At 51.5% G+C, this 17,409-nt stretch carries 10 protein-coding genes and 1 pseudogene; 1 reads left to right on the top strand and 10 read right to left on the bottom strand.

Annotated features, from left to right (window positions below):
• Nucleotides 1-16: 16 nt before the first annotated feature.
• A complete protein-coding gene (glpK, locus tag NOS26_RS04665; RefSeq protein WP_014015602.1) occupies nucleotides 17-1,522 on the bottom strand; it encodes a glycerol kinase GlpK in 1,506 nt (501 codons plus the stop codon).
• A gap of 329 nt (nucleotides 1,523-1,851) precedes the next feature.
• Here glpK and NOS26_RS04660 point away from each other — a divergent pair, with 329 nt between their 5' ends.
• The gene (locus tag NOS26_RS04660; protein ID WP_014015601.1) at nucleotides 1,852-2,793 is read left to right on the top strand and encodes a sugar-binding transcriptional regulator; all 942 of its coding nucleotides are present in this window, start codon (nucleotides 1,852-1,854) and stop codon (nucleotides 2,791-2,793) included.
• Nucleotides 2,794-2,950: 157 nt separating this feature from the next.
• On the opposite strand, the gene NOS26_RS04655 is transcribed toward NOS26_RS04660, so the two are convergent.
• The 9 genes and pseudogenes from NOS26_RS04655 to NOS26_RS04620 form a co-directional block, all read right to left on the bottom strand.
• Nucleotides 2,951-4,363 (bottom strand): GDSL-type esterase/lipase family protein, encoded by a 1,413-nt coding sequence (locus tag NOS26_RS04655; RefSeq protein ID WP_014015600.1) that lies wholly within the window; start codon nucleotides 4,361-4,363, stop codon nucleotides 2,951-2,953.
• Nucleotides 4,356-5,558 carry a M48 family metallopeptidase gene (locus NOS26_RS04650; RefSeq protein WP_014015599.1) on the bottom strand — a complete coding sequence of 401 codons (1,203 nt, stop codon included), beginning with the start codon at nucleotides 5,556-5,558 and terminating at the stop codon, nucleotides 4,356-4,358. Before NOS26_RS04650 ends, NOS26_RS04655 begins: the two co-directional genes overlap by 8 nt.
• Nucleotides 5,559-5,563: 5 nt before the next feature.
• The gene (locus NOS26_RS04645; RefSeq protein ID WP_014015598.1) at nucleotides 5,564-5,833 is read right to left on the bottom strand and encodes a GIY-YIG nuclease family protein; all 270 of its coding nucleotides are present in this window, start codon (nucleotides 5,831-5,833) and stop codon (nucleotides 5,564-5,566) included.
• Between the two features lie 7 nt (nucleotides 5,834-5,840).
• Nucleotides 5,841-6,320, bottom strand: a complete 480-nt coding sequence (locus NOS26_RS04640; RefSeq protein ID WP_014015597.1) for a peptidylprolyl isomerase — start codon at nucleotides 6,318-6,320, stop codon at nucleotides 5,841-5,843.
• Between the two features lie 317 nt (nucleotides 6,321-6,637).
• Entirely contained in the window at nucleotides 6,638-8,209 is a 1,572-nt protein-coding gene (gene hcp, locus NOS26_RS04635) for a hydroxylamine reductase (RefSeq protein WP_014015596.1), read from the bottom strand.
• Nucleotides 8,210-8,643: 434 nt separating this feature from the next.
• Entirely contained in the window at nucleotides 8,644-12,948 is a 4,305-nt protein-coding gene (locus tag NOS26_RS04630) for an S-layer family protein (protein ID WP_255917346.1), read from the bottom strand.
• A 219-nt stretch (nucleotides 12,949-13,167) separates the two neighbouring features.
• A pseudogene (locus tag NOS26_RS11715) lies at nucleotides 13,168-13,290 on the bottom strand (ESPR domain-containing protein); the annotation flags it as partial.
• A 1,310-nt stretch (nucleotides 13,291-14,600) separates the two neighbouring features.
• Nucleotides 14,601-15,050 carry a transposase gene (locus NOS26_RS04625; protein ID WP_072983130.1) on the bottom strand — a complete coding sequence of 150 codons (450 nt, stop codon included), beginning with the start codon at nucleotides 15,048-15,050 and terminating at the stop codon, nucleotides 14,601-14,603.
• 769 nt (nucleotides 15,051-15,819) lie between these two features.
• Entirely contained in the window at nucleotides 15,820-17,298 is a 1,479-nt protein-coding gene (locus NOS26_RS04620) for an amino acid permease (protein WP_014015590.1), read from the bottom strand.
• Between the last annotated feature and the right edge of the window lie 111 nt (nucleotides 17,299-17,409).

Below are 17,409 nucleotides of genomic sequence, written 5' to 3'. Positions count from 1 at the left end.
TGCTAGCACCTCTCTCTTAGTCTTCATCGCTGAGCCAGTGCATTGCATGCTTGACAGCTTTGCGCCAGCCTTTGTAGTAACCTGCTGCTTTTTCCGGTTCCATGGTCGGTTCAAAACGGTTCTGGAGTTTCCAGCTCGATACGAGTTCTTCTTTAGAATCCCAGACGCCGACAGCCAGACCAGCCAGATAAGCGGCACCGAGAGCCGTCGTTTCGATGACCTGAGGACGGTCGACAGGAACGCCGAGGATATCGGCCTGGAACTGCATGAGCATGTTGTTGGCAACGGCACCGCCGTCGACTTTGAGGGCAGCCAGTTTGATGCCCGAGTCCGCTTCCATGGCGCCGAGGACGTCTTTCGTCTGGTAAGCCATAGAATCGAGGGTAGCCCGGACGATGTGTGACTTCTTGGTGCCGCGGGTGATGCCGATGATCAAGCCGCGGGCATCCATATCCCAGTAGGGAGCGCCGAGGCCGACGAAAGCCGGTACGACATAGACGCCGTCCGAATCGGGAACGCGTTTAGCGACCCATTCCGAATCGGGAGCCGTATCGATGAGGCGCAGGCCGTCGCGGAGCCACTGGATGGCCGAACCGGCGACGAAGATGGAACCTTCCAGGGCATATTCGACTTTGCCGTCGAGGCCCCAGGCGATGGTCGTAACCAGGCCGTTCTTGGAAGGAATCGGTGTCGTGCCCGTATTCATGAGCATGAAGCAGCCTGTACCATAGGTATTCTTAGCCATACCCGGTTCATAGCAGGTCTGGCCGAAGAGGGCTGCCTGCTGGTCACCAGCGATACCGGCGATGTTGACCGGACCGCCGAGGATGGCCGGATCCGTGCAGCCATAGACTTCACTGGACGGGCGTACTTCCGGGAGCATGCATTTAGGAACGGTTAAATATTCAAGAAGCTGGTCGTCCCACTTCAGTTCTTTGATGTTGAACATAAGTGTACGCGACGCATTGGAGTAGTCTGTGATGTGGACCTGGCCGCCTGTCAGTTTCCAGACCAGCCAGCAGTCGATGGTCCCGAAGAGGAGGTCGCCTTTTTCAGCTTTTTCCCGGGCGCCTTCGACGTTGTCCAAGATCCATTTGACTTTCGTGCCCGAGAAATAAGCGTCGATGACCAAGCCCGTCTTGTCACGGAATTCATCGACCAGGCCGCGGGCCTTGAGGTCTTCGCAAATCGGGGCGGTCTGACGGGACTGCCAGACGATGGCGTTGTACACGGGGTCGCCCGTGTTCTTATCCCAGACGACTGTCGTTTCACGCTGGTTGGTGATGCCGATGGCCGAGATTTCACTGGCTGTCATATTGGCCTGTGCCAAGGCTTCGCGCATGACTTCGACCATGCTGTGGAAAATTTCATTGGCATCGTGTTCGACCCAGCCCGGTTTCGGGAAATACTGGGTGAATTCCTTCTGGCTGACGCTGACGATATGCGATTCATTATCGAAAATAATAGCACGATTACTCGTGGTGCCGGCGTCCAAGGCCATAACATACTGCTTCTCTTGCATAATAAAATTGCTCCTTTCGTCAATGACACTGATATTTTCTTTCGCTACCTGCATAGAGGATTTTCCGTAGGTTCATCATACATCAGACGGCACATTTTTTCAACAAAATATTAACATATTTTCACATTACGTATAGTCGTTGTGAAGGCTATAATTTTTATGCAAAATATAGTATACATAAAAAGTCATATTTGCAGATTGCTTTGCATTTTGCCTTGCATTTACCTGAACAAAAATGCGATAATGAAAAAGAATATATTTGTATTCGCTACTACTTTTTCGTCAGAGGATTATATAAATTTACCATTTTATCTTAAGGATGGATTTGTATGCAACATAATAAGAATAAACTAGCCATCAGCGCAGCCAAATTATATTATCAGTCAGGCTTTAGCCAAGCCGATATCGCCAAGGAATTGCAGCTGTCCCGACCGTCCGTTTCCCGGCTCTTGCAGTACGCCAAGGACATGGGTTTCGTGCGCATCGAAATCTTCGACCCCATCGAAGACCAGGGCCAGCTGGCCCAAAAAGTGGCCTCGGCCTACGGGCTGCGCCAGGTCTGCATCGCCAACGCACCCATCGAAGATGAAGAAGAAGTCAAGAAATATATCGGCCAGCGCGGCGCAGCCTATATCAATGAAATCATCCAGGACGGCGACATCATCGGCGTCGGCTGGGGCACAACCCTCCACAGCCTGTCCCATCAGCTCATCCCCCACCCCCTGAAGGGCGCCCAAATCGTCCAGCTCGAAGGGGGCATCACCCTTTCAACGAGCGAAACCTACGCCAATGAAATCCTGGAAAAATTCGCCAAGAACTACGAAACTATCGCCCAGTACCTGCCCCTGCCGGTCCTCTTCGACTCCAAAGAAGTCAAGGAAATGGTCTACCGCGACCGCCACATCAAGCGCGTCCTGGAACTGGGGCGCAATGCCAACATCGCCATCTTCAGCGTCGGTACAGTCCGCGACAACGCCCTATTCTTCCGCCTGGGCTATGCCGATACCCAAGAAAAAGCCTACCTCAAGAGCCACGCCGTCGGCGACATCTGCTCCCGCTTCTTCGACAAAGACGGCAACATCTCCAGCCAGGAATTGAATGACCGCACCGTCGGCATCGCCCTGGATGACCTGCGCAACAAAGAATACAGCATCCTCCTCTCCGGCGGCGAAGGCAAAATCGCCAGCATCCGCGCCGCCCTGAAAGGCGGCTACGCCAACGTCCTCATCACCGACCAGTTCACAGCCAAGCGCTTGCTGGAGGAGGTGTAAAAAAACGCTGTCGCATAATGCGACAGCGTCTTTTTAGTGGTTAGTTGTTAGTGGCTAGGGGTTAGTGGATGGTTTTAAATTTAAAAGTAGGGGCGCCACAGGGTTATCGGCCCGCTTACGAACCACGAACCACTGGAAAGGGCGTCAGCCCTTTCCCTCACTCCCAGGCACTATCGGGTAATTCCGTGATGCTGGCCCAGGCGTTATTGATGGCGGCGGCCATCATTTTTTTGCCCGGTGGGTCGAGATGGAGGCCGTCCAGAGCCAGTTCGGTCTTGAGTTCGCCGTGGCTGTCAGCCATGCCCGGCGTGATGTCGATGTGGACCTGCGTGTCGATGTAGTCGTTGACTTCGGCAATGGCGCTGCGCCAGTCATCGGCCGTATCCTGGTCGAAGGCGGCCTTGATGTTCTGCGGGTTAAGCGGCGGAATGGTCAGGAAAACCGGTTTGATGCCGTGGCTCAGGCATTTTTTCTTCAGCGTCCGTAAATCAGCAATGACTTCGCCTGCCGGCACGCCGGCCCGGAGGCTGTTGGAGCCGATGAGGATGATGACATACGAGGGCTTGAAAGGCAGGACATCGCGGTCGAAGCGTTCGACGCCCATGGCGCTCGTGTCACCGCTCTGAGCCAGGTTGATCGTCGGGAACATGAGATACGAAGCGTAGCTGAAATCCCAGTCCGTCGGCGAATAAGAAATACTGCCACCGCCATGGCTGATACTGTCGCCGAAGATAGCGACGACGCCCTGTTCGGCAGCCGGATCCAGTTCGAAAGGCAGGGCATCGGAATAGCCGCCGATGGGATTCCCCGCCCCGTCCAGGGCCAGGACGCGCCAGTAGAACGGCTTGTCGCCCATGCGGGCCTTCTGGTCATACTGCTGAGCATACTGAGGCGTATAACTGTCGATGCGATGGATTGACGGTGCCGTGCCGTTCGGGTCTTCCGGCAGGTCGTTGAGGATTTCCACCTCATACTTGGCCGCCCCGGGTACGGCAATCCAGTCGTAGACCGGGTAGAGCAGGGTCTGTCCCGGTCCCTGGTTGAAAAAGGACAAGGGCGTCGGCTTTTCCGTAAAAGGCTGGAAAATATCGACATGTACTTCTTCGACATCCGAGAACTCACTGACGGGACGCCCCTTCAAATCGAGGCCGCGGACGCGCCAGTAAAAGACCTGTCCCAGGAAAGTATCGGGCAAATCCAGTTCCAGTCCTGTCGTATAGGCCTTCTGGTCATCCATGAACGGTTCATAAGACGTACTGGGTTTCCCGTCCGCGTCCTTTTCTTCTTCCTTCTTCAATATCTGCACGTCATACATGACAGCCCCGTCGACACGGCTCCAGCGCAGGATGGGATGGGCATCGGCCGGATCCGTCGCCGGATAATGAAGAGTGACCTGCGGTTTTTCCCGCAAGGCTGGCACGTCATCGCCATCAGTCGTCGCATGCTGCCGCGCTTCTTCCAGGGCCACATCGACGCCATGAGAGTCCGTCGACTGGCGGGCACCGGCGAGGATGCCGACGCCCAGGGTCAAGGCCATGAGGGCCGTGACAAAAGCTATTTGTTTACGCATTTTTCTCCTTCTTCTGTTTCTTATAGCCATACTTATGGGTCCAGGCTTTATTCTGCTTCTGGATTTCCTTCTTGTTCAGCATGGCCGGTTTGGCTTCCAGGGCCGACTGGATATTCTTGACGATGACCGGCTGGTTATCGCCGTCGGCACAGGTCATGACGCGCAAGCCGTTGACGTAGACGTCATCGCCGCGGGACGACACCTTCCACGACGGCTGCTTCTTGTTCATCGCTTCGGTGACGACTTTATCGTCTTTCGTCGCTTCGCCGTAGACATCGTGCGTAGCCCGGGCCAGATTGCCGGCGACCAGGAAAGCCCGACGCCGTGACGAATAGGTTCCGGACACGGCCGGCGTAACAACAGGCTGTGCGTTGACATATACCGTGTTGCCGCCGACCTGGACGTGGTTGCCTGACCACAAGCTCATGCGTCCGGCCAGCTTTTCGATACGGCTCGACATCTGCGGATGGTTGTTCGGGCTGATGATGCGTTTGAAACCTTCCTGCCACAATTCGCCATACTGTTCATAGACGTACTGCATGGACGAAGCGGCGCCACCGACATTATATGCCGTGTTCTTGAAGACATTGAAGCCCGTCGCATCAGCCTGTTTTTCCTGGTCCATAGTGACAAATTCATTGTCGATGTAATTGACGGCTACACTGCCCAAGAGGATGTCCAGGACATCGGCATTGCCGCCGAGGGACACGTCGACGAGGGTCGAAATACCGATACTCTTGAGGACGCCGTTGATGGCATGGCGTTTTTCACCGTGCTGCATTTCATGGCACAGCGTAAAGGCCAGTTCGTCATCATTGAGGGCATCGAGCATCCCCTTATTGACGGAAATGACGCCGCCGATCGTTTCAAAGGCGTTCAAATCCGTCGAGGGATTGGCATAGACATCGTAATTGCGCTTAATCAGGCCCGTCGCCACGAGATTGCGCTGGATATTTTCCAGGCGGTCGCTGTAGGCTTCATTATTGACGACGCCCGTCTTGGCCTGGGTATTGGCCAGCATCTGTTTCTGGTTATTGTTGTCCATCTGGAGCAGCTGCTGTTTTGCCAGGACCATCGTCGCGGCCCCGTAAAGCAAGATCTGCGCCGTCGAAGCGGCCGAAGCCATCGCTGCCGGTGCGATACAGAGGGATAAACTGGCAACGATTGTCGTCAGCCATTTTTTCCATAGTTTCATTTCGATCATCCTTCCTCATCCGTTACGGAAAGCTGTTCCCGGCAGAGCTTCTCCTTCTTCTTTCTCGTCCACTGCTTGATCTGCCATTCCCAATGCATCGCTTCGTGTTTTGTAGGAAAACCCTGGCACCAGGCCAGGGTCACAGGGCGACGGGAACGGGTATACTTGGCCCCTCTGCCGTCATTGTGCGCTGCCACCCGTTTGGCTACATCCAGCGTCCAGCCCGTATATAAAGACTGGTCGGCACAGCGCACCATATACGTATAATACAACATGAAGCACTTAGGCTTCCGTTACGATTTTCACCGTGTTCAAGACGACATCTTCCAGGGGTTTATCTGCAAAATTCGTTTTGACTCTGCTGATACCTTCGACGACATCGTAATCTTTGACGACCTTGCCGAAAATCGAATGATGGTTCTGGAGCCACGGCGTCGGGACAACAGTCACAAAGAACTGAGAGCTGCCCGTATTGGGGCCGGCATTGGCCATAGCCAGGATACCGGGTTCGCTGAAATCAAGGCCCGGACCAAATTCATCAGGGATCGTCTGCTTCGAGCCGCCGCAGCCCGTACCCGTCGGGTCGCCGCCTTGGATCATGAAATCGGCAATGATGCGATGGAAAATCGTGCCATCATAAAAACCGGATTTTGCCAAATTGACAAAATTTTCGACCGTAATCGGAGCTTTGTCCGCAAAAAGTTCAACCGTAAAATCGCCGCGGTTCGTCTGGAACACAGCATAAGTTTTATTGTCTGCCATAGTAAAAGCCTCCCATTTGCATATAATAAGATTAGTATACGTTTATATTACCGTAGAATAGGCAATTCCGCAAGTAGTTAGGGCGCTAAAGCGCCCCAATCGGGGCCTCCGTAGGGGCCGTCCTAAGCCTTTTTGACCCATCGGGTGCCGACCAACGGAAGGCGCAAGACGGTCGCCAAAACGGACAGCAGAGGCTGGACGCCTTGACAGGACGTCCCCTACGAAATCGCATACAGGCGAAAAAAAAAGAGGCTGTCGCATTGGACAGCCTCTTTTGAGTTTAAATCTCTCTTCTACAAACTATAAACTACGGCCTCTTATCCCAAAATCTTTTTGAGGTCAGCTTCCGGCGTGCTGGTCGGAGTGATGTTGAAGTTTTCTACCAAGTAGTTGAGGACATTCTTGGAGACGAAGGCCGGCAGTGTTGGTCCGAGGTAGATGTTCTTGATACCCAAGGAGAGGAGGGTCAAGAGGATGCAGACAGCCTTCTGTTCGTACCAGGAGAGAACCATGGACAAAGGCAGGTCGTTGACGCCGCAATCGAAGGCTTTTGCCAAAGCGACAGCTACCTGGATAGCGCTGTAAGCGTCGTTGCACTGGCCCATATCCATGATGCGCGGCAAGCCGCCGATGGTGCCGAGGTCGAGGTCATTGAAGCGGTATTTGCCGCAAGCCAAGGTGAGGACAACCGTATCAGCCGGGGTCTGTTTAACAAATTCCGTGTAGTAGTTACGGCCCGGACGAGCGCCGTCGCAACCGCCGACGAGGAAGAAGTGTTTGATAGCGCCAGCTTTGACAGCATCGATGACTTTGTCAGCTACGGAGAGAACGGTACCATGACCGAAACCTGTCGTTACCGTGCTGCCGCCGTTGATGCCGGTGAAGTGCTGGTCTTCGCTGTAGCCGCCGAGTTCCAGCGCTTTTTCGATGACCGGTGTGAAGTCTTTGTCTTCGCCGATGTGAGTTACGCCGTCAAAGGAAACGACTTCCGTCGTGAAGACGCGGTCGATGTAGGATTTGCGAGGCGGCATGAGGCAGTTCGTCGTGAACAGGAAAGCACCGGGAACGCCATCAAATTCTTTCTGCTGGTTCTGCCAAGCCGTGCCGAAGTTGCCCTTGAGGTGTTTGTATTTTTTCAATTCCGGATATGCATGGGCCGGGAGCATTTCACCATGAGTGTAAATGTTGATGCCTTTGCCTTCTGTCTGTTTAAGGAGGAGTTCCAAATCTTTCAGGTCGTGGCCAGTAACGACGATGAACGGGCCTTTTTCAACAGTCAAAGGAACCGTCGTCGGAACCGGTGTACCATAAGTAGTCGTGTTGGCTTCATCGAGGAGGGCCATGCAGGTCAAGTTGACTTTGCCTGTTTCCATGACAATCGGGAGAAGTTCATCCATGCCCCAGTCTTCGCCGATAGCCGATAAGCCTTTGACAAAGAAGGAATCGACTTCTTCACTCGATTTGCCGAGCATGAGAGCGTGGTAAGCATAAGCAGCCATGCCGCGCATGCCGAAGAGGATGAGCGATTTGAGGGAACGGATATCTTCGTCAGCGTTCCACATCTGGTTCATGTCGTAGTCAGCTGCGGGAGTGGACGAAAGAGCAGCGGCTTCAGCATGGACTTTATCGACCATAGCCTGGGTCGTCGTCGTATTGAAGTTGACGTTGGTAATGGTCGTGAACATGCCTTCGAGGATGGTACGATAGGTCTTAGCCGTCGGAGCGGCAGTCTGACAGGTACGGGCCAAGCCGACGAGAGCGCCGGTCAAAACATCCTGCAAGCCAGCTTCAACAGCCGATTTGCCACAAACGCCGGCACAACCGGTACAGCCAGTACCCATAGCGGTCTGTTCACACTGGAAACAAAACATCTGTTTTTCTTTTGTCATGGGGAAAACCTCCTATATTATGGACATATAAATGAATGGGTGATTCAAAATTCGCAGCTCTTATCGAGTACACGTAAAGTATAACAAAAAGAAAGGAATATTTCTGTTGCATTTACAACCAAAAGAGAAATTAGTGGCTCGTGGTTCGTGATTCGTGGCTCGTAAAAGCCTGCCATTATACTCGAATGGGCTGTAATGAAATCTCACAACGGGACTCACAAGGCTCCCTTTATAGGGGAGCTGGCCGCCAAAGGCGGTCTGAGAGGTTAAAGGTCGGCCCCTACGCATACTACGCACAAGGCCGTTGGCCGTGTTTTTTTGCGGCCTGCCTCCCAAAATCCACATTATCACATCAAACATCACGCATCAAACATCAAACATCAAAAGGCCCCGCATGATGGCCGGAACCTTCACGCGAAGCCTTCTGGATGGCACTATTTCTTGCCAAGTGCCTGCTGAATCATTTCGCCTTGCTGGGCTACGAGAGCTTCCAGTTTAGCAATCTTTTCGTCTTGTTCTTTCATCTTAGCATCCTGTGCTTTCAGGAGTTCATCTTGTTCTTTAATCTTCTTGGCCATGACCGTCTTGGACGTCGTGATACCGCTGCCACCGCTGCCGAGTTTGAAGCTGACACCGGCGTTGATCATATTTTCACCGCCGCCGAAGCTGCCACCGATGCTGAACATGGTGTTTTCGTTCGGACGATAGTAGGTACCGATAGCGACGGCATTAGCGCCAGCATAGTTGCCGTAACCAGCTGCGAAGTCCCACTTGTTGTCCGGGTCAAAGTCGAGCGGGTGGAGGGCTGCCAGCGCGGCTGCACCAGCACCGACGCGGTTGATGCGGCTGTCCAGCTTGTTGAGCGAATGGCTCAGGCTGTTGATGTTTTCCGCATTGGCAATGACGGCCTGGTTCGTGTTGTAGAGCTGACCGCCATTGACGGCATCTGTCGACGTTTCGGAGATATCTCCTTCAGCCAGGTTGATGATCTTCTGGCTGTTCATGTCGATACCGCTGCTATTGATGGTCGGACCATTGTTGACGGTAATATTTTCAACATTGGTGATGCTCTTACCATTCATGTCGATACCAGTATTATTAATGGTCGGTCCACCATTGTTGATAGTAACACTATCAACTTGAATATCCGGTTTCAGGGAAACGGATATGGTATCCATGCTGCCTGCTCCAGTAACGTTAGCTTTCGTCGAGATATTCGTACCATCACCAGCAATCTTAATAGTTTCACCATTTACGACACTGGCAGCCTGGTTATCATCAGCTTCAAGCTTGATATCTTCCGGAATACTTTCAATTTTCATAGGTTTACCGGTATCTGTTGTCGTTTCTGGAGCAACTTCATTAGATTCTGCCCGATACATGAGGTCCATGACTTTGAACTTCTTAGCGCCCGACGAACCGGATTCGGAACCACTTTCTGTCGAAGTGCTGTCACCTGTCGAAACCGTTACTTTGCCTTGGTTATTGGTAACGCCTTCAATATTAACATTGATTGTGTACTGGTTACCCGTCTTAGCGACACTGATGCCATCACCAGCCTTGATGGAAACTTGCGAATCGCGGATAGCCGATTTGAGCTGACCGACGTTGACTGCATCCATATCATCTTTCCCAGCTAAGACATTGGTGATTTTATGTTTATTGGCATTGATACCACTGGCACTGATATAGGTCGAACCGTCAATTGTGAGAGCATTTGCCGTCAGGGACAAGTTACCGACCTGGAGAAGTCCATCTGTCAATGTCGTATTTTTACCGACTTTGACGCTGCCTTTATTAGCTTCATTCTTGGTTAGGTCGAGATTATCACTGAGGGAGAACGAGAGATTTGCGCCAGCATTGCTGATGATCAGATTGTCATTGCTGCTGGAGAAGTCTACCGTGCCGTCCGGAGCGATGTTGGTCTTGCTAGCTTCTTTACCGTTAGTCGTCAGATTCCAGCCTTTGCCAGCCGTTTCGATAGCTTCGCCAGCTTTGCCTGCAACTTCCTTCAGCTGTTCTTCCGTAGCTGCCCGGCCACTGCCGTTTGCAAAACCGGTGTAATCCGTCGTTTTATTGGTCAAGCCAGTAATCGTAGCCGTTCCGCTACCACCGTTGACCAAGACACTGCCGATACGAGCCGTCGAACCGTTGATGATCGTCTGGTTACCCGTACCACCATCGACTGTAATCGTAGCTCCATCGATTCTCGTTTCATTGGTCAAGCCATTCTTAGCCTGCGAAACCGTCAAGCCGCTGTTGTTGAAAGCCAGCTGGGCTCCGCCCGATTTAGCACTGATGGAACCATCGGAACCGTTGAGCTTAATGGCATTGTCGCCGAGAACGACATCTGTTGCCAAGCCTACGGTATACGTGCTGCTGCCATCATCTGCTTTCGCTTCGTCGACAGTGATATTCTTGCCGTTAGTGACCGTCGTCTTTGCGGCTGCCGCTTTGCTGTCGACTTCTTTCAGCTGTTCTTCCGTTGCGGCCCGGCCACTGCCGTTTGCAAAGCCGGTGTAATCCGTCGTTTTATTGGTCAAGCCAGTAATCGTAGCCGTTCCGCTACCACCGTTAACCAAGACATTACCAATTCGGGCCGTCGAGCCTTTAATCGTTGTCTGGTTACCGATACCGCCGTCGACCGTAATCTCAGCTCCATTGATTCTCGTTTCATTAGTCAAGCCATTCTTAGCCTGGGAAACCGTCAAGCCGTTGTTGTTGAAAGACAACCTCGCGCCGCCCGATTTAGCACTGATGGAGCCATCGGAGCCATTGAGCTTAATGGCATTGTCGCCAAGAACGACATCTTTTGCCAAGCCTACGGTATACGTGCTGCTGCCATCATCTGCTTTCGCTTCGTTGACAGTAATGTTCTTGCCGTTAGTAACCGTCGTCTTTGCTGCAGTCGCTTTGCTGTTGACTTCTTTCAACTGTTCTTCCGTTGCTGCCCGGCCAGATGTTGCAAAACCCGCGTACTTCGTCGTTTTATTGGTCAGGCCACTAATCGTAGCTGTTCCACCACCGCCGTTGACTAGGACGCTGCCGATACTAGCCATCGAACCTTTGATAGTTGTCTGGTTACCGATACCACCGTCGACCGTAATCTCAGCTCCATTGATTCTCGTTTCATTAGTCACGCCATTCTTGGCCTGGGAAACCGTCAAGCCGTTGTTGTTGAAAGACAACCTCGCGCCGCCCGATTTAGCACTGATGGAGCCATCGGAGCCATTGAGCTGAATCGTATCGCCCAAGTTGACATCTTTATTGAGATTGACTTTGTATTCCACAGGTCCATTATCTGTCGTCGAAGTTTCAACGGCCGTGTTCGTCCCACCAATAACTTTCACAGCATTTTTAGCAATATTCTTGATAACGGTATTTCCTTTATTGGTGATATTCGACAGATCCGACTTGGCGATGCCCGTAATCTTGGCCGTGCCATCAATTGTATTGCCATTGCCATCGACGTAGGTCATGGTAACGGAACCATCATTACCTACCGTATAGGTATCGGCTTTGATATGGACATCTTCGCCTTTAGCGATGTTTTGAATCTTTGTTACTGCCGTGTTCGTGATATTGGTGAGGTCCGTATCTGCCAACCCAGTAGCTTCAAATTTAATCTGACCATCTGTTCCGGTAACGGTAATATGGTCACTTCCAACAAAGTTGACTTTCTGATTGACAGCATTGACGTCCTTACCGCCAGCCTGGGCAGTCCAGCTGACATCCGGTTTAATCGTGTAATCGACACCATTAATCGTCAGTCCTGTTGTAGCATCAGTTGACCCAATGGCGCTGACTTTCGAGCCTGTCGTAAAGGTCTTAGAAACTTCTTGTCCATTCGTCGTGTTGGAAATACGGACATAGGTGTCCTTACCACCTGTGCCGCCACCATTAGTAATGGTCAACGTTCCATCGACAGCAGGATTGCTCGTACCATCACCATTACGCATGAGGGAAATGGTTGCCGAAGAATCGTTCGTGCTCATATCTACGGACTTAATATCGTTATGATAGAGGGCAAAGTCATTGTCCCGCAAGACGTTGAGGTCTTTCTGGTATTCGGCTACCCGATAGGTATCCATCGTAGCGCCAGCGTCATTGACTTCAGCGCCCCAATAGCTGTAATAGCTGCCATCAGATTTCTTGACAGTCATCAAGACTTCATTATTTTTACCAAAGACTGTTCCTGTATAGACTTCTGATTCCGAAGCGTTGATGAAGACACCGATTTCCCCATCAATGACATAGATATTGCTATAATCGACAACTTTTCCATTATACGTATATGCGCTAAGGGTAGCGTTCCAAGCTAATTTAGAGCCAGCATCCGTAGTTCTGACAAAGCCCCTAGGCTTGCCACTAGAAACTAAGTCAGCATACCCGTTGCGATAATTCGAAGCGTCGACAACGCCTTTCCAACTGGAGTCTTTGACGATGTAATTCCATTTGCCGTTAACCTCTGTTCCATCAGAATTGCTCACACCAGCATAGGTTCCAGCATTGACTTGCTGCAACGTTTCGCCAACATTGGTCGTCACATTCGTTTGGACATGAGTCGAAGTAACGCTTTCTAAGATATCCGACGGTTTGGCATTTGCATCATCTGTCCAGCTGACATCAGCCCGGCGGCCATTGTCCGACAAGGACGTATAAGGCTGGCCGTCGACTATGGTCAGCGAATAGCCGTTGCGGACCCAATAGATAATAGGCTGATTATATTTATCCTTCATACCACTGTCAACCGTATCGTAGTTTTTTCCATTAAAAGTAGTATGCCATTGACCATTCTGGTATTCAGCTCTTGAATCGCCATCATCAGGACTAGAGAACCTCAATGCGACGTATTGATTCTTTGCCGTTACAGCTCCCGTGCCATCCGCCGCATACGCCGGGACCACTCCGCTTCCTAAAGCCGTCATCCCGCAGAGCGCTAGTACGGTCAAAGTAACTTTCAAACTCGAAGACTTGCCATTCGATGCGCTATGTCTGCCCGATTTCGAGCTAATCAGTTCGGATCCGACTACGTAACAATTGCGAACTGTATTCCATACTACCTTGTAAATCTTATTCATAAATGTTCGCCTCCTTTTTTTCAGCTCCAGAATATTTTACCGTAAAAATGCTTTAATTATTTTTTATTTGTATAGACAATTGTCTTTCTCACTTATAATATAATTAATATGATATAAAATTGTTTCGCTAAATGTTATACTTCCACATGTTCTTTAATAATGTTTGATAAAAACATCAGTTTTAATAACTTCATCCCTTTCTATTTTAGGTTTACATTTTTACATTTCATACATTCGTTATATGGGTTTCTTATCTACTTGCATTATACGATATAAAACGAGGGGATAAGACAAACTTGTCCTAAAATGACGTTTTTTTGTCGCAAGTGGTCATTTTTGTAATTAAAAGATAATGACACTCAAGTACATGGGTAAAAAAGCCGTTCATCGTTCATCGAATCGGGGACCTGACGGTCCCGCCGGTCGCCTCAGACTCAGATGCCGCTGCGCGGCGTCAAACTCAAACTGAAGACATCGCCTCGAGTAACCCTCGGCTCGTGAAAAAATAGTGGCTCGTTGTTCGTGGTTCGTAAAAGCCTGCCATTATACTCGGATAGGCTGTGGTCGAACATCACATCGGGCCGCCCTTTGGGCGTCCCCTACGCATACGGCCACAGGCCGTGTTTTTTTTTGTGCCCTGTGACTGCGTTCATTCCCATTGCCTGACTGCGATTTCGTAGGGGACGTCCCGGAGGATATTCCGGAGGGCGTCCCGCTACGCGCTGAGGGTTTCCCGAAGCGTCGTTGTTAATTTGAGCCTGTCGCGGCGGAACGCCGCATCTGAGTCCGAGGAAAGGCCGTGGTTCGTTGTTCTTAGCTCGTGGCTCGTAAAAGCCTGCTATTATTCTCAGATAAGTTATGGCCAAATATCTCTAGCGGGCTCGCCACGTGCGAGTCCCTACAATATATACCAGAATAGGCTGTGGCAGAATTTCGCAGCGGGCTGCCCCCATCGGGACAGCCCCTACGCACAAGGCCGTTGGCCGTGTATTTTTTTGTGACCTGTGTCCGCGTTCATCCCCATCGCCTGTATGCGATTTCGTAGGGGACGTCCCGGAGGATATTCCGGAGGGCGTCCCGCTACGCGCTGAGGGTTTCCCGAAGCGTCGTTGTTAGTTTGAGTCTGTCGCCGCGTAGCGGCATCTGAGTCCGAGGAAAAGCAGTGGCTCGTTGTTCGTGGCTCGTAAAAACATACCACCATAATCGGATAGGTGTGGCCGAATCTCGCAGCGGGCCGCCCTGCCCGGGACGGCCCCTACGCATGCGGCCGCTGGCCGTATATTTTTTTGCGACCTGCGACCGGCGTCCTTTCATCGTTCTTCGTCCAATTCCCACTGCAAAGGATTATTTTCAATGTATTCCATTATGCGGAACAAATCGGCTTCATTGCGGACTACGTGTTCATAAAATCCACGCTGCCATAAAGAGGAACCATATTTCCGGGATATACGTCCTTTCAATAAGTTGATGAATTGCGACAAACTCATGTCACTGCGATTTTTATTTCCTTGGAGGGCAACGACGAGGTGTACATGATTCGGCATGATAACATATTGAATGATGGAAACAGCATCATATTGATTTCCCATGTCGCATATCGTGCGATTAACGATATGGCCTGCCAAGGTAAATTTTATTTTTTGATTTTCCAACCGGCCTAATATATGAGCTTTGCCTTTGGTACAAATGGTGACAAAATAAAGACCGTTGTTCGTATAATCGTAAGTTGATAATCGTAAAGGTTTCCGCTTCGGCAGCATTACATCACATCCTTTTTTGTTTTTATCATAAAACGAGAATATGAAATAACGATGAGAAACAAATATTTAATCATGAAAATTAATGAGAAAACGATAAGAAAATCCACATCGCCTGGCTGCGATACCGTAGGGGACGCCCAAAGGGCGTCCCGCTACGCGCTGAGGGCTTCCCGAAGCGTCGTTGTCAGTTTGAGTCTGTCGCCGCGGAACGCCGCATCCGTAGGGGACGCCCAAAGGGCGTCCCGCTACGCGCTGGGGGGGCTTCCCGAAGCGTCGTTGTTAGTTTGAGTCTGTCGCCGCGTAGCGGCATCTGAGTCCGAGGAAAAACCGTGGCTTGTTGTTCGTGGCTCGCAAAAGCCTGCCATTATACTCGAATAGGCTATAGCCAAATCTCGCAGCGGGCCGCCCTGCCCGGGACGGCCCCTACGACCGCGGCATATAGCCGCGTAATTTTTCATCGCCTGTATGCGATACCGTAGGGGACGGCCAAAGGGCGTCCCGCTACGCGCTGAGGGTTTCCCGAAGCGTCGTTGTTAGTTTGAGTCTGTCGCCGCGTAGCGGCATCTGAGTCCGAGGAAAAGCAGTGGCTCGTGGTTCGTGGCTCGCAAAAGCCTACCATTATACCAGAATAAGGCTATGGCCGAATATCACAGCGGGACGCCTTTCAGGACGTCCCCTACAAAACCCCGCTTGGGGCATTTTTAACATCGAAAAAGGCTGTCACAGAGTGACAGCCTTTTTCTGTATTGGTATTGGATTGGAAAGCGGATTAATGATTCGCCGGATGGCCTTCCTGAGCAGCTTGTTCAGCCGGTGCAACAGCGCCCGGGACGGGAGCTGCGCCGAGCTGACCGCGGCGAGCCTGGGAGATGATGCTGTGGTTATAGCCATAGCCGAAGTAAATGGCCAGGCCTAACAAGAGCCATACGACGAAGCGGATCTGTGTAACCAGGGGCAGCATGTAAATGAGAACACCGCAGAAGGCGATAGCCAGGAGCGGAACCAAGGGAACGAGCGGACATTTGAAAGCGCGTTCCTGATTCGGGTTCTTCTTGCGAAGGACGATGACCGCAGCCGAAACGATGATGAAGGCACAGAGCGTGCCGATATTGGTCATTTCAGCGACGATGTTGATGGGCAGGAAGCCGGCCGTAATGGCGGTAACGACGCAGACCAGCAGGGAGCTGCGGGCCGGAGTCTTATATTTCGGATGGACATGACCGAAGAATTTCGGAAGCAATCCATCACGGGACATAACGAAGAGGACACGGCTCTGGCCAAAACTCATGACCAGGAGGACCGAAGTGAGGCCGCAAATAGCGCCGACGGAAATGGCTGCAGCGCCCCAATGATAGCCGACGGCCTGGAGAGCGAAAGCAACCGGAGCCGCTGTCGTCTTAAATTCGAGGTACGGAACCATCCCGGTGAGGACAGCCGATACGGCGATGTACAGGACCGTGCAGATGATGAGCGACAAGATGATGCCGCGGGGCAAATCTTTCTGCGGATTCTTGACTTCTTCAGCCGCCGTAGAAACAGCATCGAAACCGATGTAAGCGAAGAAGATGATGGATGCGCCGGCAAAGACACCCGACCAGCCATAAGGCATGAAGGGAACCCAGTTGGCTGCATCGACATGGCTGAAGCCTAAAGCCAGGAACAAGGCGACGACAGCTAATTTGATGGCAACGATGATGTTGTTGACAGTTGCACTCTGGCGGACGCCGTGAATGTTGATGAAGGCGATGACACAGAGGATGAGGACAGCCGGCAAGTTGACGATACCACCGTCATACGGAGCCAGTGTCAAAGCTTTCGGCAGGACGATGCCCAAATTGGTCAGGATATTATTGAAATACCCGGACCAGCCAATGGCGACGGCTGATACAGCAAAGGCGTACTCTAGTATCAGGTCCCAGCCGATGACCCAGGCCCAAAATTCACCGAGAGCGACATACCCATAGGTATAGGCACTGCCGGCAACTGGGACCATGGCGGCAAATTCAGCATAACAAAGGGCGGCACAGCCGCAGGCCAACGCTGCAATGATAAATGAAATGATGAGTGCAGGACCGGAATAGTTGGCAGCGGCAACGCCAGTCAGGACAAAGATGCCTGTACCGACGATAGCGCCGATACCGAGCATAGTCAGGCCAAAAGTACCGAGGACGCGGTTCATACCGCCGTCTTGTTTCGTTTCCGAAATAAACTCACTGATACTTTTGGTTCTAAAGATGTGTTTCGTCATAGAACCTCTCCCCTTATGATTGTAAAGTATCGTTGACTCCCCTATGGATTGACGGAATAATCTGCCGGTCAATCGTTCAACTGCCTTTTATTATACTCGTTCATTTTAATT

Origin of the sequence: Megasphaera sp. SC8-1, from assembly GCF_024436295.1 — a bacterium.
Taxonomy (GTDB): domain Bacteria; phylum Bacillota; class Negativicutes; order Veillonellales; family Megasphaeraceae; genus Megasphaera; species Megasphaera elsdenii.
Note: the sequence above shows the minus strand (reverse complement) of the source record. Positions and strands in the feature narration are given on the sequence as shown.